20 protein-coding genes are annotated in these 22,038 nt (G+C 42.3%); all 20 read right to left on the bottom strand.

Features of this window, described 5'->3' with window-relative positions:
- Positions 1–7: 7 nt before the first annotated feature.
- The 20 genes from ACVC7Q_RS02105 to ACVC7Q_RS02010 all read right to left on the bottom strand — a co-directional run bounded on the left by ACVC7Q_RS02105 (position 8) and on the right by ACVC7Q_RS02010 (position 21,959).
- Positions 8–976 (bottom strand): thiamine pyrophosphate-dependent dehydrogenase E1 component subunit alpha, encoded by a 969-nt coding sequence (locus ACVC7Q_RS02105; protein WP_049497866.1) that lies wholly within the window; start codon positions 974–976, stop codon positions 8–10.
- 226 nt (positions 977–1,202) lie between these two features.
- Positions 1,203–2,369 (bottom strand): ATP-grasp domain-containing protein, encoded by a 1,167-nt coding sequence (locus ACVC7Q_RS02100; protein ID WP_447264653.1) that lies wholly within the window; start codon positions 2,367–2,369, stop codon positions 1,203–1,205.
- A 21-nt stretch (positions 2,370–2,390) separates the two neighbouring features.
- The gene (locus ACVC7Q_RS02095) at positions 2,391–3,131 is read right to left on the bottom strand and encodes an esterase family protein (protein WP_447264652.1); all 741 of its coding nucleotides are present in this window, start codon (positions 3,129–3,131) and stop codon (positions 2,391–2,393) included.
- A 38-nt stretch (positions 3,132–3,169) separates the two neighbouring features.
- Positions 3,170–3,997 carry an alpha/beta hydrolase gene (locus ACVC7Q_RS02090; protein ID WP_447264651.1) on the bottom strand — a complete coding sequence of 276 codons (828 nt, stop codon included), beginning with the start codon at positions 3,995–3,997 and terminating at the stop codon, positions 3,170–3,172.
- 93 nt (positions 3,998–4,090) lie between these two features.
- On the bottom strand, positions 4,091–5,425 hold the full coding sequence (gene trmFO, locus ACVC7Q_RS02085; RefSeq protein WP_447264650.1) for a methylenetetrahydrofolate--tRNA-(uracil(54)-C(5))-methyltransferase (FADH(2)-oxidizing) TrmFO: 1,335 nt from the start codon (positions 5,423–5,425) through the stop codon (positions 4,091–4,093).
- A gap of 174 nt (positions 5,426–5,599) precedes the next feature.
- On the bottom strand, positions 5,600–6,307 hold the full coding sequence (locus ACVC7Q_RS02080; RefSeq protein ID WP_447264649.1) for a DUF3307 domain-containing protein: 708 nt from the start codon (positions 6,305–6,307) through the stop codon (positions 5,600–5,602).
- Positions 6,291–6,968, bottom strand: coding sequence for a SatD family protein (locus ACVC7Q_RS02075; RefSeq protein ID WP_447264648.1), 678 nt, complete (start codon positions 6,966–6,968; stop codon positions 6,291–6,293). The genes ACVC7Q_RS02080 and ACVC7Q_RS02075 overlap by 17 nt, the downstream gene beginning before the upstream one ends.
- Before the next feature lie 106 nt (positions 6,969–7,074).
- Positions 7,075–9,162, bottom strand: a complete 2,088-nt coding sequence (topA, locus tag ACVC7Q_RS02070) for a type I DNA topoisomerase (RefSeq protein ID WP_447264647.1) — start codon at positions 9,160–9,162, stop codon at positions 7,075–7,077.
- Positions 9,163–9,248: 86 nt separating this feature from the next.
- A complete protein-coding gene (dprA, locus tag ACVC7Q_RS02065; protein ID WP_447264646.1) occupies positions 9,249–10,097 on the bottom strand; it encodes a DNA-processing protein DprA in 849 nt (282 codons plus the stop codon).
- A gap of 61 nt (positions 10,098–10,158) precedes the next feature.
- On the bottom strand, positions 10,159–11,088 hold the full coding sequence (locus ACVC7Q_RS02060) for an ROK family protein (RefSeq protein WP_447264645.1): 930 nt from the start codon (positions 11,086–11,088) through the stop codon (positions 10,159–10,161).
- A 3-nt stretch (positions 11,089–11,091) separates the two neighbouring features.
- Positions 11,092–11,859, bottom strand: a complete 768-nt coding sequence (locus ACVC7Q_RS02055) for a ribonuclease HII (protein WP_447264644.1) — start codon at positions 11,857–11,859, stop codon at positions 11,092–11,094.
- Positions 11,846–12,697, bottom strand: a complete 852-nt coding sequence (gene ylqF / locus ACVC7Q_RS02050) for a ribosome biogenesis GTPase YlqF (protein ID WP_447264643.1) — start codon at positions 12,695–12,697, stop codon at positions 11,846–11,848. Before ylqF ends, ACVC7Q_RS02055 begins: the two co-directional genes overlap by 14 nt.
- Before the next feature lie 113 nt (positions 12,698–12,810).
- Positions 12,811–13,149, bottom strand: a complete 339-nt coding sequence (locus ACVC7Q_RS02045; RefSeq protein WP_447264642.1) for an ATP cone domain-containing protein — start codon at positions 13,147–13,149, stop codon at positions 12,811–12,813.
- A 179-nt stretch (positions 13,150–13,328) separates the two neighbouring features.
- Positions 13,329–14,264, bottom strand: a complete 936-nt coding sequence (gene dapA / locus ACVC7Q_RS02040; protein ID WP_254728185.1) for a 4-hydroxy-tetrahydrodipicolinate synthase — start codon at positions 14,262–14,264, stop codon at positions 13,329–13,331.
- A 405-nt stretch (positions 14,265–14,669) separates the two neighbouring features.
- The gene (locus ACVC7Q_RS02035; RefSeq protein WP_223141885.1) at positions 14,670–15,746 is read right to left on the bottom strand and encodes an aspartate-semialdehyde dehydrogenase; all 1,077 of its coding nucleotides are present in this window, start codon (positions 15,744–15,746) and stop codon (positions 14,670–14,672) included.
- A 145-nt stretch (positions 15,747–15,891) separates the two neighbouring features.
- Entirely contained in the window at positions 15,892–16,443 is a 552-nt protein-coding gene (locus ACVC7Q_RS02030) for a LemA family protein (protein ID WP_447264641.1), read from the bottom strand.
- Entirely contained in the window at positions 16,440–17,441 is a 1,002-nt protein-coding gene (locus ACVC7Q_RS02025; RefSeq protein ID WP_447264640.1) for a DUF3137 domain-containing protein, read from the bottom strand. The genes ACVC7Q_RS02030 and ACVC7Q_RS02025 overlap by 4 nt, the downstream gene beginning before the upstream one ends.
- A gap of 329 nt (positions 17,442–17,770) precedes the next feature.
- Positions 17,771–18,286: an N-acetyltransferase family protein gene (locus ACVC7Q_RS02020; RefSeq protein WP_447264639.1), complete on the bottom strand. Its 516-nt coding sequence runs from the start codon at positions 18,284–18,286 to the stop codon at positions 17,771–17,773.
- 144 nt (positions 18,287–18,430) lie between these two features.
- Complete coding sequence (locus ACVC7Q_RS02015; protein WP_447264638.1) at positions 18,431–20,209, bottom strand: ABC transporter ATP-binding protein; 1,779 nt, start codon at positions 20,207–20,209, stop codon at positions 18,431–18,433.
- A gap of 13 nt (positions 20,210–20,222) precedes the next feature.
- Positions 20,223–21,959 (bottom strand): ABC transporter ATP-binding protein, encoded by a 1,737-nt coding sequence (locus tag ACVC7Q_RS02010; RefSeq protein ID WP_447264637.1) that lies wholly within the window; start codon positions 21,957–21,959, stop codon positions 20,223–20,225.
- Between the last annotated feature and the right edge of the window lie 79 nt (positions 21,960–22,038).

The following is a 22,038-nucleotide window of genomic DNA, read 5'->3' as shown; positions in this document are numbered from 1 at the left end:
CTCCCCCTTAGTCTGCGTAAATATCTTCGAAAGCTGATTCGAGTGGAGGGAATGGGCTTTCTTCCGCAAATTTCACTGAAGCTTCAACGGCTTCTTTCACTTCTTCTTGAATCTGATCCAATTCTTCTGCGCTCGCAATTTCATTTTCAAGGAGATACTTGCGAAGATTTTCAATCGGATCTTTCTTCTTCCACTCTTCGACTTCTTCACGAGTCCGGTATTTACCAGGGTCAGATGAAGAGTGACCAAGCCAACGATAGGTGACACTTTCGATCAAGACAGGACCTTTACCGGAGCGGACGTGTTCAACAGCTTTTTGGAATCCTTCATAGACATCAATGACGTTGTTACCATCAGGAATAAACATTCCTGGAATGCCGTAAGCAGCACTACGCTCATGAATGTGCTGGATATTGGTCATTTTCTTAATGTCAGCAGAGATTCCATAACCATTATTAATACAGTAGAAAATTACTGGTAGGTTCCAGATGGAAGCCATATTGACCGCTTCGTGGAAGACACCTTCATTGGTTGCACCATCCCCAAAGAAGCAGACAACAATCTTACCAGTCTTATGCATTTGTTGAGTAAGGGCAGCCCCTACAGCAATCCCCATACCACCACCGACGATACCGTTGGCACCGAGGTTACCAGCATCCAGGTCAGCGATATGCATAGAGCCTCCCTTCCCTTTACAAGTACCGGTATACTTACCAAGGATTTCAGCCATCATGCCATTCAGGTCGATACCTTTAGCGATCGCTTGTCCGTGACCACGGTGGTTAGATGTCAGCAAATCGTCATCATTTAAAGCCAGCATTGCTCCAACGTTTGCTGCTTCTTCACCAACAGAAAAGTGCGTCATTCCTGGCACTTTCCCTTTTTTTACTAACTGTGCAATTTTTAAGTCCATGCGACGGATTTCTTCCATTTTACGGAACATTTCCAATAAGAGACTTTTATCTAATGTTGCCATCTTTTTTTTCGCCTTTCTTAACATTTATTCATTCATTTTTATTCTAGCCAAAAATGAAAGCACTGTCAAAAATATTGCTCAATTTTCTTCACAAACTAATCTTCATAAATTCTTGATATAAATGGTTTTTAGAACTGTTATATAAAAGATTCACAAAGTTTTATAATGAAATATTCTTGATGATTTGGGAATAAAAAACCGATAGGACAGACCTATCGGCACAATTTTATTCAGCGCGTTGACCAAAGTCATGAATCATTTGTTCTAATTCTTCACGACTTGGTGTTGTTAACATGTAAAGGTAATCACCTTGGAGTTCCGCAAAGGCTGCAGGCATCTCCTTCTTCACTCGGAATTGATGCTGGTATTTAGCCAAAACTTCTTCCTCAGAAAGGGCATAGGCCGCATTAGCACGACGCGAAGTTGCCAAGCAATACAAAGGCTCAAATTCAGAAGCTGGGAAAGGTTCTCCAGCTACGAGAGCTGCATAGCCACGGTACAAGTCAATAGAGTGTGCATAATTGTAGACATCAATGGTAAAGCCACCTGCAGGACGGTTATTGTACTCAATTGCAATATAATCATCACCTTCACGGAAGAACTCAATGTGGAAGAAACGTTCCTTCATGCCAAAGGCTTTAACAATCGCTTCCCCATACTGACGCAATTTTGGATCCATCTCTTTGAGGACATAATAAGAATTGTCCATTTTGTAGAGCATCAAGTCAAGTGGCGTATAGGCATAGTCAAAAGTAGTTGAGAAGACTATGTTACCATCGCGATCGACCAGACCATCGAAGGTACAAATCTCGCTAGAAGTGACGAATTTCTCAAAGAAGTACTCCGTATGTCCATCCCATTCTGCTTTGAAATGATCGACATCTTCTGGTGTTTCAAGTTTAAAGGTCGCTGCTGCACCTACTCCATTATCAGGCTTGGCAATCAATGGCAACCCAATCTTCTTCACAGCCTTATCGATATCTTTTTCTGCTTTTACCACAGCACCAGGAACGACAGGAACTCCTGCTTTCTTGAAGAGTTTTTTCATTTCTGATTTAAACTTGGTTTTCTTCAAATCTTTAGGTTTGGCCCCAAAGACATTAAATTGCTCGCGAAGAGCTGCATCCAATTCCAACCAGTATTCATTATGGGACTCAATGCGATCAATTGGCCCATGTTTGTAGAAAAGAAAAGCTACTGCGCGTTTGACTTCGTCCAGATCTTCCAAATTCTCAACACGGAAATACTCTGTCAAACTATTGCGCAAAGGCTCATCTAACTGTTCGTACGGCTCTTGACCAATCCCCAAGACAGTGATACCTTTGTTAGCTAGTTCAATGGTGAATTGTTGGAAATTTTGTGGATAATAAGGTGAAATAACAAGATAATTCATTGAGGTCTCCTCCCTTTTAACTTATAGATACATTTGGCCTAGGAAATAGGGCATTTGCTTGCGCCACCATTCCCAATCGTGGGCTACATCATGGCCCCATTCAGCGAACCAAGCGGGAATGTTTTTGTGATCAAAGGCTTCTTTCAGTTTGTAGAAAGATGGAAGCCCGTCTTGCTCCCAAGCTCCTAAACCAGTACAAACAACGATTTCGGCCTGACGGTAATGATCGATAAACCAGCCATCATTTTGGTTCCAGATATAATCAGATGGAGAGTTTTGGTAAATCGCTTCATCCCCACCAAACTCCCCAACAAAGAAACGAGCGTCATAGACACCACTCAAGGCAATCACTTTGTTGAAGACATCTGGATGTTGCAAGAAGAAATTGAGCGCGTGGTAAGCTCCCATAGAACAGCCAGTTGTCATCATTGGGTCAAACCAGCCTGTTTTGTGTTTGATAAAAGGAATGGCTTCTTCAATCACATAGCGTTCATAAGCGCGATGCATTTCAGCACGATCGTGTGGGTTTTTCCAATCACAAAGCCAGCTTTCACTATCGACACTTGAAAGGGTGAAGAATTGAACCCGTCCTTCTTCGATGAACTGAGCACAGGCATCAATCATACCAAAGTCATAGTATTCGTTATGGCTTCCACCTGATGAAGCGAAGACCACTACAGGAATCCCTGCATGTCCATAACGGTTTAGATACATTTCGCGGTTAAGTTGGCCACTCCAGTGGCTTAGATGTTCAATATTCATAGGTTCCCTCTTTCTTTATTATAAAAATTTAAAAGCTTCTAGTCCCACTTCTCTGCTAAGAAACGAAGACATTCCGGTAAATGCTCTGCCCAGGCCTCTTCATGGTGGATAGCTCCAGACTGAATCCGAATGGCGATATTTTCTAAAGCTACTCCTTGTTGAATGACATCATGATAGTAACGAAGAGATGAGTCAATATAGGCTTGCTTGATATTCCCTGCCATTAGGGTTTTATCTGTATCATCAGCCTCTTCCGTCCCCACATAGATGTAAATGCGTTGATCAGCATATAATTTTTTGCGCTCGATATAATGATTGAAGGCATCTTGGTGCAGCCAGTTAGCGGATGAAAAGACCCCTAAACAACCGATTTGATCTTGGTACTCTAATCCCAAGAATTGGGTAATATTTCCACCCAAGGAAGAACCAATCATGGCTGTATGTTCTCGATCAGCAAGCGTTCGGTATTCTTGGTCAATGAAAGGTTTGACCACTTCCATAACGAACTCTCCGTACTCAACGCCCTTGCCACCAAATTGCATTCCAGGAATATTAGATTCCTTGTATTTCCAGGCAGAGTATTCATTCATGCGTTGGAAACCATCATTATCGATAGCAACGACAATCATGCGGCTAATATCGGGATTCCGCTTGATGGCTGGAATCACCTTCCAGGAATGACCCGCAAAAGCTTCCTTGCTATAGAGAACATTCTGGCCATCTTGAAAATAGACAACAGGATAGCGTCGATCGGCATCTGTTTCATAATTCTTGGGTAATAAGACTCGCACACGACGGAGTTTTCCGGTATAAGGCACTTTCAACTCGTGTGTCTTCATATCTAAATAAAAATAGGATTTGTTCAATGTCAGAAAACTCTCTATATTCTAAATTTTATTCATTATACCATTTTTAAAAGAAAAAGTCTGGATTTTCTCCAAACTTTTTCACTTCATACACTATTTTTCCATAAATTGGGCCAAATCTTCTAAAGAACGTTCGGCAATTTTTTCATAGCGCTCCTTTTTATCCCGAATGCGTGGGCCTTCTAGCTCCTTGATTATCCCGAAGTTGACATTCATGGGCTGGAAGTGTTTGCTGTCAGCATGGGTGATATAGTGAGCCAGACTTCCGATAGCTGTTGTTTCAGGGAAGATGGCTGCTTCTTCTCCTTTGAAAAGGCGAGCTGCATTGATTCCAGCAACTAAGCCAGAAGCTGCAGATTCAACATAGCCTTCTACCCCTGTCATTTGACCTGCAAAGAAGAGGTTTGGTTGTTTCTTAGAACGGTAGGTTTGCTCGAGGAGATTTGGCGAGTCCATGTAAGAATTGCGGTGCATGACGCCGTAACGAACGAACTCCGCATTTTCTAAACCAGGGATCATTTGGAAGACCCGTTTTTGCTCGCCCCATTTAAGGTGAGTTTGGAAGCCAACGATATTGTAGAGACTAGCCGCCGCATTATCTTGGCGAAGCTGAACGACTGCGTAAGGGGTCTTAAATTCCCCATCACGAGGTCCTTTGTAATCATCCGGATACTCGAGCCCAACTGGCTTCATAGGACCATAGAGCATGGTTTTAATGCCTCGTTTAGCCATGACTTCAATTGGCATACAACCTTCGAAATACTTTTCTTTTTCAAAAGAGTTAAGCGGGGCTTCTTTCGCGTTAACCAAGGCCTCATGGAAATCCATAAACTCTTGTTTGGTCATGGGGCAGTTGAGATAGGCTGCCTCGCCTTTGTCATAGCGAGACTTGAGATAGACCTTGTTCATATCAACGGTATTGACATCGATAATCGGAGCTGCCGCATCGTAGAAATAGAAGCCATCGCCACCATTAAGGGCATGGATCTTTTCTGCCAAGGCATCACTGGTTAGAGGACCCGTTGCGACCACTGTGATGGCATCTATCGGCAATTCCGTAATTTCATCGCGAATCACTTCGATGAGCGGGTGTTGGGATACCTTCTCTGTCACTCGAGTAGCAAAACCTTCTCGGTCCACAGCAAGTGCTCCACCGGCTGGCACACGAGTCGCTTCCGCTGCTTCAAGGATGACAGAACCCAAACGGCGCATTTCTTCTTTGAGGAGCCCGACAGCATTGGTGAGAGAATCCCCACGAAGAGAGTTGGAACAAACTAGCTCAGCAAAGTTGTCTGATTTGTGTTGCGGAGTAGATTTAACCCCACGCATTTCATAAAGCTTCACCGGGATTCCTTGTTGGGCAATCTGGAAAGCTGCTTCCGAGCCAGCAAGACCCGCACCGATAACATTGATATAAGATTGAGACATGACACTAATACCTCTTTGGGTGAAAACTTAGGCCAGATTAAAACAAGCCACTGGATTGTTAGACACCCACAAATCTTTCTAAATTGATACTCGGTCTATTATACCAAAAAGCTAAGTAAAAAGACAGGGAGGCTCCCCCTCTCCTGTCTAGATTTTCATATGATTGTTATTAGCTTATAAACACAACCAGGCTGCGAAGAGGGCAGATAGGATACTGAATAAGGACCCAATCAAATAATACTCCGCAAAGGCTGGGTTCTCCGAAATTTTATTGTAGCGAGCGATGGATTTGGCTGTAAAGACTAGCCCGATCGAAGCAAATTGCCCATAGACGAGACAAGCGCCAATCACCAAACGCTCTAAAAAGCCAATCATGGAACCAGCCCCAGTGATCGTATCCATTTTCTTCTTGCTGGTAGGTTGATACTTGGCAAACAGAATTTTGAAGGCGATATTGCTCGGTTTCCCAACTAGGAGGACATAAAAGATCAGATTTAAAGTGTCCAAGGGTGGAAGATAGGTCATGCCATTCTTCGCTCCTAAAAGGACTAGACAGCTAATGATGGCGATATGCAAGACTTGATCCAAGGCAAAAGTCCATGCGGCTGTTAATTTCAATTGCTTCTGCACCCAAGGTTTTCCGTAATCAATCACTGCATGAGTCAGTAAAATGACCAAGCAAATCCACCACAAATCTAGATGACAGAAGGAAACGACGATCAGAGGCAGAGCTACATATAGAATGTGAAGCCCTAGCACTTTCTTATCCTGATCCTTGCGATCCGCCATCTTTTGGTTTTGAAAATAATAATCTGATAGTAAATGACAAATCAACAAGAGAATCAAGTATGGATTCACTATGATACTAGACAATCCGCTCATCTTCCTCTCCTTTCACTGTGCTTTGAATGCTAGCTAGTGCTGCTGTTCGCCCCCGTAAATAAACACGGATACTACTACTCTTTAACCGTTTAGAGAGGGCACTTGGGTTGATAGCTAGTGATTGAGCCAAATCCTGCTGACTAAAGGACTCGCTATATACAGATCTCTTTAGCAGATTGAGCAGGATCTCTTCCTGACTCTCTCGCCAACCCGAACGTATGGCCTCTCCAGAAGCGATGAGGGCGTTCACAAAAAAGTCTTGGTTTTCCTTCCCGCTTGAAAAATAGATCTGGGTATTGCCATAGTCATTTTTCTGATGAACAAAATTGATGGCTGCGCGTGCATTCCAATAAGCTGGACCATCTGCTCCAACACTTTGCAAGGGATCAATAGCTGTTACAATCTCCCCGAGGCCAATCCCAAAACGAAGTTGAGTAGGGGTCAGTTCTGAACGCAGGGTATCAATGATTTGAAAAATCGGAGCATCCACTTTTAAAAGTGCCTGAAACTCATCCCCCAAGGTCAAAGTAAAACGGGATGCCAGGTAATCTCCAAATAATTCGTTCATCTTTTGAAGCGTTTTTTCTACCTGTTTTTGCAGGTCAAGACGTTCTTGAACCATTTTGGAATCAATCACATCTGCAATCAAAGCAAGATACATAAGCCCACCTCCTTATGTCTATTATAACGAAAAAAAGCAAAAATGTCTATTATAACAGACATTTTAAAAAATTGCCGTTATAATAGACATTGAATCATTTAAAAGATTATTTCACTTTTTCTTCTTCGTAGTCCCCATTACTACAAACGACTTGTTTGCCACCGCCACGGACTTTCTTCTCAACTAAGTAATGACCACATTTTGGACAATCCCGGCCGATTGGCTTGTCCCAAGAAGTGAATTCACAGTCTGGGTAGCGATTACAGCCATAGAAGATACGGTTGCGCTTGGTTTTACGCTCGATGATTTGTCCCTGGTGACAGTTTGGACACTCCACCCCGATTTCTTTGACAATGGCTTGGGTATGACGACAATCTGGGAAATTACTACAAGCATAGAACTTACCAAAACGTCCTAATTTAATCACCATCGGGCTGCCACAGACTTCACAATCAAAACCAGCTGGTTCGTCTTTGATTTGGATTTTTTCCATCTCTTCTTCAGCCTTTGCGACTTCTTTAGAGAATGGTTTGTAGAAGGCATCAATGACTTTTTGCCACTCTTCTTTTCCGAGTTCGACATCATCGAGTTTCCCTTCCATCTCCGCTGTGAAGGTCACATTGACAATATCTGGGAAAAATTCAACAATCAGTTTATTAACGATCTCCCCTAATTCCGTTGGTTCAAAGCGTTTAGCTACCAGCTTCACATAATAGCGTTTTTGAATGGTCTCAATCGTCGGAGCATAGGTTGAAGGTCGTCCAACACCGTTCTCTTCCAAGGTCTTAATCAAGGTTGCTTCAGAATATCGAGCAGGTGGTTGGGTAAAGTGTTGCTCAGGCTTGCTATTGACCTGCTTGACGATATCGCCTTCTACCATGTCCGGCAACATCTTGTTTTTGTCTGAATCATTATAAATCGCCAAATAACCGTCAAACTTTACCTGACTCCCATTCGCTGTATATTGAACCCCATTTTGATCTAACCGAACATTCATAGTATCAAAGACAGCTGCGGTCATCTGGCTAGCGACAAAACGGTTCCAGATCAAGGTGTAGAGTTTCAATTGGTCTTTGTCCAAGTATTTAGCAATGCTCTCAGGAGTATTGAAGACGCTAGACGGACGAATGGCTTCATGGGCATCTTGGGCACCAGAAGCATTCTTCACACGGCTTCCATGCTTAGAATATTTCTCACCGAAGCGATCCACGATAAAGTTCGCTGCCTCATTTTGCGCAACCGGACTGATCCGTGTGGAGTCGGTACGCATATAGGTAATCAAACCTTGAACACCCGAACCAATATTAATTCCTTCGTACAATTGCTGAGCGACCATCATGGTCTTACGGGTACGGAAGTTGATCTTATTGGCCGCATCCATCTGCATAGAAGAGGTTGTATATGGAAGCGGCGCATTCCGACGACGTTCTTTCTTTTCAACTTTTTCAACGGTAAAATCTTTGCCATTTAGGCGTTCAAGAACTGCTTTCACCTCTTCATTGGTGTTGAGCTTCATCTTCTTGCCATCAATCCCATAGAAGCTAGCTTGGAATTGTTTAGTCCCTTTTTTGAAGACACCATCAATGGTCCAGTATTCTTCCGGCTTGAAATCATTGATTTCATTTTCGCGATCAATGATTAATTTGAGGGCAACAGATTGCACGCGCCCAGCAGAAAGTCCTTTTTTGACCTTTTTCCAAAGAATAGGCGAAATTGAATACCCTACAATCCGGTCCAAGACCCGACGTGCTTGTTGGGCATCAACCAAATCCATATCGATTTGGCGCGGTTCTTTGAAGGCATTTTTGACCGCATCCTTAGTGATTTCATTAAAGACTACTCGGTTCTTTTCATTGGCATCCAAGTTTAAAATATGGGCCAAATGCCAAGAAATAGCTTCTCCCTCACGGTCCGGGTCACTCGCGAGAAAGACTTGTTTAGCTTTTTTGGCTTCTTTTTTCAAATCATTAATCAAGGGGCCTTTACCGCGAATATTGATGTACTCCGGTTCATAGTTGTTGTCAAAATCAATCGACATGGTCGATTTTTTTAGGTCTCGAATATGACCCACACTGGCCATTACTTTATAGTTCCGTCCAAGGTATTTCTCGATTGTTTTCGCCTTAGCAGGAGACTCCACAATCACCAAATTTTTCTTGGTTGTACTGCTTTTCTTTTTTGTTTTTGTTACCACGTTTTATCCCTCTGAATTGTATAAATCTCATTGAGTTTAATACATTTTAAGAAAGATGTCAACTAGGAACTTCTCCTATAGGAAAATCACCATTCGTATTTCAATTCATCAAGAATGTCCTGGCCTGATGTGACAAGCTTTGCACCTTCTTGAATCAAGTGATGGCAGCCTGCAGATTTTCCATCTAAAATGTTTCCTGGAATAGCAAAAACATCTCGTCCTTCCTCCATGGCACGCTCACAAGTAATTAAACTTCCTGAACGAAGTCGTGCCTCTGCCACAATCACAGCCTGACAGAGTCCTGCAATGATGCGATTTCTCTCAGGAAAATGAAACTTCAGTGGCCCTTGGCCTGGTCCATACTCGCTCAAGACAAGATGGTGTTCGCTCATGTGTGTCTGTAATCTTTGATTGCTCTTAGGATAAAAGACATCCAGACCTGTTCCGATTACTCCGATAGTCTTTCCACCATTGCGAATGCTGGCATAATGGGCTGTCGCATCAATCCCCTTAGCAAGTCCACTAACAATGACCAATTCATTTCCAAGTTCCTTAATAATTTTCTCTACAGATCGCACCCCTTCTCGCGTGGTCTCCCGAGCTCCAACGACTGCAATCTTCGGTTTGGTTAATAGCTCCAAATTCCCTTGGTAAAAAAGGAGTACAGGAGGATTGTAGATCTGTAGCAATTCCTCAGGGTATTCAGTATCAAAAATGGATAAGGATGGGAACCGTTCAAACTCCTTGTGTAAATGGTCTTCATCCAGTTGCCGGTATTTGTCTACAAAATGAATGATACTTCGACAGCGAGCGATCCTTGCTATCTCTTCTAAACTAGGATAGAATTGCCCTTCCTTACAGTAGGCCAAGATTCTTAAGACTTGCTCATTTGATAAACCAGCTGCTTTTAATTTATAGATTTCAAATTTATCCATGGTCACCTTCCACTTCCTCTTACTTATCTATTCGAGAAAGAAAAGAAAAAAAGATCTATTTCTAGAACTTTTTTTGATGTGTAGAAGAATAAAAGTAAGATGCGGCACCAATCAAGTTGCTTTCATTATGGAAGCGAGCTGCTTGAATGGGCAAAGCCTCAAATTGTTTATGGCCTTTTTGAGAGAGCAGGTCATGGTATTGGTGATTGATTTCATCGATCAGTAGCGGTTGGCTACTAACGCCACCTCCAATTGTCACTTTCTCAAGCAAGAGCAAAGATTGAAGATTAAAAATCAGAATAGCAATATCGTGGCAATAAGCCTGAAACAAGGATGTCAGCTCCTCATGGCCCCCTTGATCAAGAGCTTTGAAAACAGCTATACCATCTGCCTTTTCTAGATTCAAGATGTGACGAGCTTTCTCAACAAATTGAACAGCTGAACCGGTGTTTTCCAAAAGATTGGAAATGCCTTGCAAAAAGAGTTCGCGATGAAAGCGGCGATTTTCTGGTGTTCTTTCTGCCTTATCAATAGACCGAATGTATTCTGTCAGTTGCCATCCTCTCAATAGGTCACCATTAGAAAGAAGAGCAAGGCCAACTCCTGTCCCTAGGACCAAGGTCGCACCGCAAGGACAATTTTTTAGATTACCAAGCCTTGCTTCCGCTAGACCAGCAGCTTCTCCATCATTGAGAACAGTGACAGGTACTTGAAATGTTTGTTCTAATCTACTTGCTAGAGGAATGTCGCGCAAATATGGAATGAGACCACCTCGAAAGACAAAGCCAAGGCTCTTTTGGATCTCACCAGGGCACGAAATGGCGATTCCATCGATTTCTTCCCGCACAGGAGCAACGATTCCTTCTAATCCTTGCCAAAAGTCCTCAATCGTAGATGGTGTTGGGATCTTGTCTGTACGGATCAATTGATAGTCTGCATCCATCAGACCGTACTTTATAAAGGTCCCTCCGATATCGATGGTAAATAGCATAGCCTAATCCTCACACATTGATTTGACGGGTTCAAATGAACGCCGATGGATAGGAGTCACTCCCAGCTTGTCGAGGCCAGCAAGATGCTTAGCTGTCCCATAGCCAGCGTTCTGCGCAAAATCATAGCCTGGATATTTTCGATCAAACTCTTCCATCATCTGATCCCGAGTCACCTTAGCTACGATGGATGCTGCAGCAATGGATAAAGAATTGGCATCCCCTTTGATGATACTAGTTTGATGAATAGAAAGATCCAACTTCATGGCATCAATCAAAAGATGCTGGGGTTGAGGATCTAGCTGACCAATAGCCTCCATCATGGCTAGTTTCGTAGCTTCATAGATATTGACCTGGTCAATCACCTGATTGTCCTTGACGCCGATGCCGATCGCAATAGCTTCTTGGAGCACAGCCTCATAGATTTCCTTGTGTTTGGATTTTGGAATCTTTTTACTATCGTTGAGGCCTGGAATCTTAGAACCTTTGGGTAAGATCACAGCAGCTGCAACAACTGGTCCCGCTAATGGGCCACGTCCCACTTCATCCACTCCTGCAATGAGCTCAATTCCACGCGCATAGCATTCTTTTTCATAGGCCAGCATTCCTTCCAAGCGTTCTTCTTCATCTAAACGTTTTTGGATTTCCCTTTTTCGCTTTGCGATTGCTTGGATCACACCAGATCGGCTATCCTGTTCCAATTCAGCCAATAAAGGGTCATCTAACTGCTGAATGTCTGCTAATTGTTCTTTAATTTCCTTAATGGTTGCCATCAATTTCCCCTACGCGATCCAGCGTATACCGTCCTAATTTCCCATCGCGCACATCTTTAACAAAGAGTTGGTAAAAACGGTCGTAATCCTCGCGAAACCCCAATTTCTGAGTCATCTCCATAATAATTTCAGGAGCTTCTTCCTCCAGGTCCATTTGTTTAAAACGCTCTTGTAAAACTGCTGGATAGTGCTCTTTAAAATAGTTAAGGCCAAAGATGGTCACTTCATCCATTGGAAGCAACTGATCCTTGATAGCTCCTGTTAAAGCGAGCTTTAAGGCCACTTCTTCATCTTCAAATTTGGGCCAAAGAATCCCAGGAGTGTCCAAGATTTCGAGATCCTTATTGGTTTTCAACCATTGTTGCCCCTTGGTCACCCCTGGTTTATTGCCAACAACAGCAATCTTTTTCCCTGCTAAGCGGTTCATAAGAGTTGATTTCCCAGCATTTGGAATCCCAATAATCATGGTCCGAAGGGTTTCAATCTGAATCCCACGTTCCTTTTGACGAGCAATTTTATCGGCCATCAAGCTCTTAGCAGCATCTGTGACCTTCTTAACCGTCGACTGCTCTTTGGAGTTGATCGCCAGGGTTTTGATGCCTTGCGATTCAAAATAGTCCTGCCATTCTTTTGTTGCCACAGGATCTGCCAGGTCTACCTTGTTCAAAATCATTAATTTGGGCTTATCACCAACAATTTTTGTTAACATGGGATTTTGGCTTGATAGGGGCAATCGAGCATCTACCAAAACCGTCACAAAATCCACGAATTTTAAATTTTCTTGTACTTGTCTTCTAGCTTTGGACATGTGTCCAGGAAACCATTGAATAGTTGCCATAATCTCACTACCTTTCCAGTTCAATCTCCTCTATTATACCATGTTTTCTTGAATTCTCAGTGATTAATAAAAACACTAAAAAGAAGCTACCGAAGTAACTTCTATTTTATATTCTAGCGAATTTGCTCAAAATGCAAATGCACGGCAATATGGTCACCATAGCCACTCCGTTCCAAATCACGTTGCAAGCGATAAGAAATATAATGTTCAGCAATGGTAATATAGCCTGCACCAAGTAAACGATGCTCTACCATTGATTGGATCATACTGATCGTTGCGCGTTCTACTTGAGCTTCATCCAAATCCATGGCAACTTTCTTCGTTACTTGAGCTAGGTTTTGTCGCAAATCATCTGTCAAAACATAGACCACTTGCGCTGCTTTCAAAATTGCTTGGTAGATTTTATCTGGATCAAATTCAACTACTTCTCCACTACGTTTAATGACTTCCATCGGATTCTCCTTTATCCATTATTTTTTCATGAATGCTCCATTTCCGTAAGACAGGGAATGAATACCTACTACTTTATTATATAATTTTTTTGCCAAGAATCAAAGGTCTTTCAAAAAATAGATTCATTGATTGGGAAGTTAAGTTATTATTATTCAAACACATTTCTTACAACAAAATATTAGTAATCTGGTCTTAAAACACCTGTTATGATCTCTTTGGTTGCATGGTAATCCCCATCTACTACAACCTTGATAATGCGTTTCGCTTCTTCTGCCGGTGCTGGCACCAATGGCAAACGAGTTGGCCCTGCTTCAAATCCCATATAGTTTAAAACAGCTTTGACAGGAGCAGGACTCGGATAAGAGAAGAGAGCATTGACTTTAGGGATAAACTGACGTTGGATAGCTGCAGCCTTTTTAATATCGTTGTGTTCAATGGCTTGGAACATCTCATACATCTCATCCCCATTTGTATGAGAGGCTACTGAGATCACTCCATCAGCCCCAAGGTTCATCGCGTGGAAGGCATCTCCGTCTTCCCCTGTATAGACGAGAAATTCTTCTGGTTTGTGTTCAATCAAGTAAGCCATATTAGCCAAGGTTGTACACTCTTTGACCCCAATGATATTTGGATGTTCTGCCAAACGAAGCATGGTTTCAGGTGTCATTTCTACTACCACGCGCCCTGGAATATTGTAGATAATAATCGGAAGATTGGATGCATCCGCAATGGCTTTAAAGTGTTGGTACATTCCTTCTTGGGATGGTTTGTTGTAGTAAGGAACAATAGCCAATCCTGCTGCAAAGCCACCAAAAGTATCCACTTCTTTAACGAACTCGATCGAATCGCGAGTTTCATTGGTTCCGACACCAGCGATCAAAGGAACTCGACCATTGACAATCTTTTGTACAGCTGCAAAGAGCTCCAATTCCTCATCGTGGGTCAGGGTTGGACTTTCCGCAGTCGTACCAGCTAAGAGAATCCCGTCTGTATGATGAGCCAAGAGGTGCTCGATCAAGGCAGGAAGAGCGTCAAAATTAATGGTCCCATCTTCATGGAAGGGAGTGATAAATGCAGTGATGATTTTACAATCTTTTAAATCATTATAAGACATAGAAAAACCTTTCTCTATATAAGAAAGAGGCTGGGGCATGCTTGCCTTTGCCTCATGATCTGTTCATAAAACAAGTTGATTTGCTAGTTAGCTAAGGAAAAATCAAACTCTTCGAGTTACTGATTTCTGAATCATGGCGCAGTGGTTGATTAGAACTACTCATGTTTGCAACATTCGTACTTCCTAATCAACTGTGCGGGGGGGAGCCGGTGGACTTTTATAGCCTGAGCCTTAAATTATAAAAGCGGAGGAGAAATCAAACTCTTCGAGTTACTGATTTCTGAATCGCGACGCAGTGGTTGATTGGAACTACTCATGTTTGCAACATTCGTACTTCCTAATCAACTGTGCGGGGGCAAAACTACGAAATCAAACTCTTCGAGTTACTGATTTCTGTTTTGCTCCCTATTTCAATTCAAACTTCAATTCAGCTGTTGGACGTACGAGTCCACGTTCATGAAGGGTTTCTGCGATTTGGACTGAGTTCCAAGCGGCACCTTTTAGAAGGTTGTCTGAAACCACCCACATGTGGATCCCTTTTTCAGCATCCAAGTCTTTACGGATACGTCCAACGAAGGTATCACGTGAACCGACAGCATTAACTGCTTGAGGATAGATTTGGTGAGCAACGTCGTCTTCAAGGACAGCACCTGGGAAGGCAGCAATCGCAGCTTTCACTTCGTCAATTGGTGCCACTTCTTTAGTTTCAATGTAGACTGACTCAGAGTGAGCTGACAAGACTGGAATCCGCACACATGTTGCTGAAACAGCAATGCTATCATCTTCCATGATTTTCTTGGTTTCATTCGTCATCTTCATTTCTTCGTAAGTATAGTCGTTTTCTGTGAAGACATCGATTTGTGGAAGAGCGTTGAAGGCGATTGGATAGTGTTTCTTATCTCCACCTGAAGGCAAGATTTCAGCTTTGACATCACGTGGATTAACGCCGTCGTTTAAGACTTCCTTCAACTCACGTTGGGTCTCAAGAATTGCTCCCATACCAGCACCTGATACAGCTTGGTAAGTGGATACGATGATACGGTCCAAGCCCCATTTTTGACGGACTGGCTCAAGAGCGACCATCATTTGGATCGTTGAACAGTTTGGACAAGAGATAATGCCGTTATGAGCATCAAGCGCATGTGCATTCACTTCAGGAACAACCAATGGGACATCCGGATTTTGACGGAAATAAGAAGTGTTATCCACCACTACTGCGCCTGCTTTCACAGCGTATGGTGCATATTTAGCAGATGTTGAACCGCCAGCTGAGAAAAGGGCAATATCAACCCCTTCGAAAGCATCTTCAGTCGTTTCTTCAATAGTCACATCTTGACCCTTGAATTGCAAGACCTTCCCTGCAGAACGTGCAGAGGCAAGGTAGCGAATTTTATCGATTGGAAGTGTTGATTCTTCCAACATTTTGATCATTTGAGCACCAACGGCACCTGTAGCACCGACAACAGCAACTGTGTATCCCATAGTAAATCCTCTTTCAAAATTTTCTAAAAATTGAGTATTTGTACTATTATACAATTTTTTGGCATAAATGAAAAGTACCAACAGTAGGAAAAAATCCTGATAACAAGACCAGGATTTTTGATGGTTATTTATCATAAATAGCTTTTTAATTACGGTCATAGTTCAAATCACTTAAATTTTTCTTACCTTGTGTTTCTTCAGTAAGAAATGGAACTTGATGGATCCCCTTTACACCTGCTACGATAGACGCCGGAAATGAAACAATTTCTTGATTGATGTGGCTAATATTACTGTTGACAATTCGCTTCGCTGCAGCAAGATCTTCATTTTCATCAGCAATTTCCTTTTGCAAGGCCAAGAATTGGTTAGAAGACAAGAGCTCTGGATAATTTTCACCAACTGCACGAATTTGTGCCAAGACATCGTTTTGATTGGTTATGACTTTGTTGGATTCTTGAATGCTCGCTCCTTGGCGTAAAGCAACTAAATCGGTAAAGAGCCCCTGTTCATGTTTTGCATAAGCTTTCGCTACTTTTAGCATTTCCGAAATGGTATCATAGCGTTTTACGAGGACGATATCGACCGTTCTCTTTGATTCTTCAATGGTCACAAGATAACGATTGAGGCGATTTCCTACACTAATAAACCAAATAGCCAATAGGCCAACAAATATGATTAAGCCGATAATGAGATTCATGATGTTTCTCCTTCAAAAATTGCTGTTATTTCTTTAATTAAATCCAGTTCTTTGCATAATTTATGATATTCAGACACCAAAGATAGTTGATCAATATCTTCCGGTTTTTGGGGAGTCGGAAATATATAACGATCGGTATACAAAGAAATATAGAGTTTCTTTTCTTTCAAAAATACACACATGGCATTTTGAGAAATTTGTCGATCAAACCATTCCAACATCTTAGGGGTGAGAAATTTACGGGCAGACAGTTCATCTGTACAGTAGATATTGTAATTCTCGTTATTGCGAATATCCTCGGTTTCAATCTGAACTTCATCTCCTCTGGCTCCAGGATAAACCCCATTCACCTCCCTCTTAAATAGAAAGGATTTCTTGGTTGGTACAACCCGAAGATGACCGGAGAAATTGATCGGTAGACATAAAGAGAACACTTGTCCAAGGAAATCTGTAACTTCCACATGTTCTGCCCTTGTATGTCCATTGGACGTCCGGTAACGAGTCTCCGTATGATGGGCATAGAGATTTGACACCGTCAGCTCTTTGTCATCATGAAACGAGAGCTGTTTGAAACATAGAAAATCAGTCGACCGAGGACATAAATGCGAGAGAGCTTCAGAAGGGATGGAACCATCCTCTTTTATCGAAGCCTTAGGAAAAACTTCCTTTAATACAGGCGATAGGATATCATCGAGATAGATCTCATCGTTCGATCGAATTCGATCCCCAAACAAGGCTTTTCGTTTTTTATATTGTGGCCAATAATACAAACCTACAACTAAAAGTATCAAAGGAATAGCTGCAAAACGCAATAAAATGAGAGACAGTATGGCACAAACAATACCAAAAGATCGAAAAACATTCCATTGTAAATTGTTCTTCATTTGTTCTCGGATTAATCCGATTGCATCCTGAAATTGTTTGGAGTTTTCTAGCTCCTCAATTTTATGCGAATAGTCTGTAGATGCTGGATCATTAGAATGATAGAAATCTCCCAATCAACTCAACTCCTTTCTGACATTAAGCACTTTACTATATTATAACACCAACGTAACTTTGTAGCAATTGTATTATAATAGTTTTCAATTCTTTGAAGAAACAAAAAAATCCTGATCCGAAGATCAGGATTCGAGGCACCTTTCAGTGAGAGCAGCCGGTTCACACAACTACTCAAGGTCCGCTCCTGCGTTACAATTGAATGTAGACCTCCTCAGCGCAAAAGGCTCCTAAGAGCCAATCGACTCATCGCATGAAACTAGTTTATCATGGAGTTCTTCATCTGTCAAGAAACGGGAGCTTGTTTTCTTACAGGACATACAAAAACTTTTCATTGCTCTTTCAAGGTTGACACCGGCCCTTCGATCGTCTTTTGCATCCAGACGATATCATGCCATTTATTAAACTTATAACCAATCTTTGGGAAATGAGCCACTTGAACATACCCCCGCTTTTTATGCATGGAGATGCTGGCTTCGTTAGGAACTGCAATGCAAGCCAGAAAGCGTAAGTAACCTCGTACTTCTAACTCTTCTTCTAAGGCAATATAGAGGGCCGACCCAATCCCTTGTCCACGTGACTCTTTTGCTACATAAATAGATAATTCAGTGGTCCAATCATAGGCAGCGCGTGCATAATAGGTCGAGGCATAGGCATACCCCACAACTTTCCCATCCACCTCTGCGACCAAATAAGGAAATTTGGTCAGCGTTTTTGTGATTCGTCTTTCAAATTCCTGGACAGTCGGCACATCAACCTCAAAGGTAATGGCTGTCTCTGTCACATAAGGTTGGTAAATCGCTCGGATAGTCGCTGCATCACTAATCTGAACGGGTCGAATAATCATGGTGCCCTCCTAAATAAATTACACCTAGTATACCGATAAGGCTTCTTACTGTCAATGAAGGATTGTAATGAACTTATTGTTTCACTTTTTAGCAAAAGAAATTAAATAGAGAAAAGTTGAGAAATCTGTCTCAAGCTTTTTAGATTAATTAGCTTGTTTACTTGAAAACTGGCTATTGTAGAGCTCATAATAGAAGCCCTTGTCTGCCAATAAGGATTGGTGGTTTCCTTGCTCAATGATTTGTCCATCTTTGAGGACAAGAATTTTATCTGCTTCTTGAATGGTAGACAAGCGGTGAGCAATGACAAAGCTAGTCCGCCCTTTCATCAAATTCTTCATAGCTTTTTGAATCAAGAGCTCTAAACGCGTATCGACAGAAGACGTCGCTTCATCCAAAATCAAAATCTTAGGATCAGCAAGGAGCGCACGCGCAATAGTTAGGAGTTGCTTTTGGCCTAGAGAAATATTGCTAGACTCCTGGTTCATTTCCATATTGTAACCACCAGGAAGTGTCCTGATAAAGTGATCGACATTGGCTGCCTTTGCAGCCTCAACAATTTCTTCATCCGTTGCTTCTAGGTTACCAAAGCGAAGATTTTCTTTGATGGTTCCCTCGTACAACCAAGCATCCTGAAGTACCATCCCAAATTGCTTACGGTAATCTTGGCGAGACAGATGGCGAATATCATGACCATCCACCGTAATCGATCCCGCAGTCACATCGTAAAAGCGCATGAGCAGATTAATCAGAGTTGTTTTCCCTGCTCCGGTAGGTCCGACAATAGCCACCATTTCACCTGGTTTCACTTCTAGGTTAAAATCACGAATCAAGGGTTTATCCGCTACATATTGGAAATCAACATGTTTAAAGCTAACTTGCCCTGTCAAATCTCCAGAGAGTGTTTCTGTCACATCTGCCACTTCATCTGGTTCATCCATGACTTGGAAAATCCGATCTAGTGATGATTTGGCACTTTGGAGTTGGCCGGCTAATTGGGTCAAGTTTTGAATGGGTTGATTGATCTGCCAGACATACTGAACGAAGGCTTGCATATTCCCGACTGTCAAACGACCCGCTAACACTTGCAAGCCCCCCATCAAAGCGATCATCAGATAGGTCAAATCTGAAATCCCATTTAAAATCGGCATCATTAAGCCGGAAATGAAGTTGGCCTTAAATCCTACCTTTTGTAGGTGATGGGTAATATCATGAAACTCTTCCTGGGAAGATTTTTCTCGGACATAGAGCTTAAGGACATTAAAACCTGTTAAATTTTCTTGAACGAAACCGTTCATTGCCCCCAAAACTTCTGCCTGCTCTTTAAAGTAAGGCTGAGATTTTTTCATGATAAATCGAGCACTGAAATAAGTGATCGGAATGGACAAGATCACCACCATCCCCAATTGGATATTTAAATACAAGACCATGCTGATGACAAAGAGCAAGGTAAAGATAGCATTGACGATCTGTAAAAAGGACTGTTGCAAGGCATTAGAGACAGTTTCGACATCGCTAGTAAAACGTCCTAATAAGTCTCCGAATTGATGCCGGTCAAAATAAGAAACCGGAATGTGATTGATTTTATGAGACAAATCATTTCGCATATCCTGAACGGTTTTTTGAACAGCATTGGTCATGAAATAGTTGGAATAATAAGATCCCAACTCATAGAGGACCCCACGAAATAGATAGAGCGTCATAATGATGGCGATGTAGGAAGTATTCAGACTAGCTCCTGCAAGGCCTTTTGCCATATCCATGAGGTTCTTTGTCAACTCCGTAATGGCAAGTCCCAAAACAAAGGGTTCGACAACACTCATGATGACACTTAGGATTTTTAAGAAAATGGACAAGCAAACTTCCAAGCGATAGGCTCTCAAGTAAGTCCATAGTCTACTAAAACTATTTTGTTCTTGTTTCATCTGCTTCTCCTTTCTATTCCTCTGTTAATGATGGACTATCGAGCTGCGAATTAGCGATCTCACGATAGATTTCATTACTTTCCATCAATTCATCGTGGGTTCCGCGACCGACGATCTCCCCTTGATCCAAGACAATAATTTGATCCGCATCCATAATGGTTCCCACACGTTGTGCTACGATCAAGACAGTCGCATCTCCTGTAACTTCTTTCAGGCGCTTCCGCAAAGTAGCATCCGTCTTGTAGTCCAAGGCAGAGAAGGAATCATCAAAAATAAAGACATCTGGATCTTTGACAACAGCACGAGCAATGGACAAACGTTGTTTTTGACCACCTGAAAGGTTACTTCCGCCTTCTGCCAAATGCGTGTCAAAACGTTCCTCACGACTGTCAATAAAATCCTTGGCTTGGGAAATATCTGCTGCTTGTTCTAGCTCTTCTACAGACGCGTCTTCTTTCCCATAACGAAGGTTTTCAGCAATGGTTCCTGTAAAGAGTAAGGCCTTTTGCGGAATAAAACCAATCTTTTGGCGAAGGGCTTTCAGATTGTAGTCTCGAACATCCACACCATCGACCAAAATTTTCCCTAGGGTGACATCATAGAATCGAGGAATTAACTGCACCAGCGACGATTTCCCAGAACCCGTCGAGCCGATAAAGGCAATTGTTTCACCAGGTTTAGCCTGAAAGGAAATGTTGTGAAGAACTGGACTCTCCGTCTCACCTGGATAAGCAAAGGTGACATTATCAAATTCCAAATAGCCTCGAGATGCTGTCTCTGTGACACCATTCTCATTCGGATCAATCGAAATTGGCATGTCCATGATTTCCTTGAGACGCCGGCTAGAAACCGCAGTCCGAGGATACATAGTAAAGAGATTGGCTAAAAAGAGGAAAGATAAGAGCGCGTGGAAGCTATACTCAATAAAGGCAACCAAATCCCCAATTTTGAGACTTCCGTCATGAAGAGGATCCAAGGCAAACCAGACAATCGCTACAATCATAGCAATGATGATCTGCACAAACAGGGGTTCAGTCAAACCGGTTAATTTGAACAATTTATTCGAGTTTTCTGCATAGACTTCATTTTCAGCTGCAAATTTATCCTCTTGGAATTCTTCGCGGGCAAAGGCACGAATCACTCGGAGACCTGTCAAATTTTCACGCGCAAACTGATTGAGATGGTCAAGGGTCTTTTGTTGCTTCTCAGAAAGTGGACGTGTCTTGACTGCTACATACCAGACAACGACAGCAAGAAAGGGTACAGATACTGCTACAATCCATGCTAGAGAAGGACTGGTTGTCAGAATCAAGAGAACACTGGAAACCATCATCAAGGGAGTGATAACACCCATCTTCAGCATAGAATCCGCAAACTGCATCAAAACAAAGGCATCTGAAGTCAAGCGAGTGACCAATGACGATACCCCAATTTGCTCATACTCGCGATGCGAGTACTCCTGTAACTTGGCATAGAGGTCATTGCGCATATCGCGCACCATGGTCGTTGTTAGCTGGCCAACCGCGTAAGATAAGATAATCCGACCCACAATCCCAAGCAAAATAATCGCAAACATGACCCAGCCCCAGAAATAAAGCCGATCCACATCACGTGGGTTAATCCCCTCATCAATCATGCGAGCCAGAATCGTTGGCAAACCTAAATTGACAATGACAAAAAGGACGGCCGAAAATAGATTCAGGGCTAGCCACTTGGGATACTTTCTCAAGTAAGACCAAATATATTGCATAGATGATTCTCCTTTTCCATAAATAATTTCCTTGATCACACAGAAAAGAGGGAGCGAGACGAAATCATTTTCAAAGAAA

Source organism: Streptococcus sp. W151 (assembly GCF_053010205.1).
This window is presented reverse-complemented; position numbering and strand designations above follow the sequence as displayed.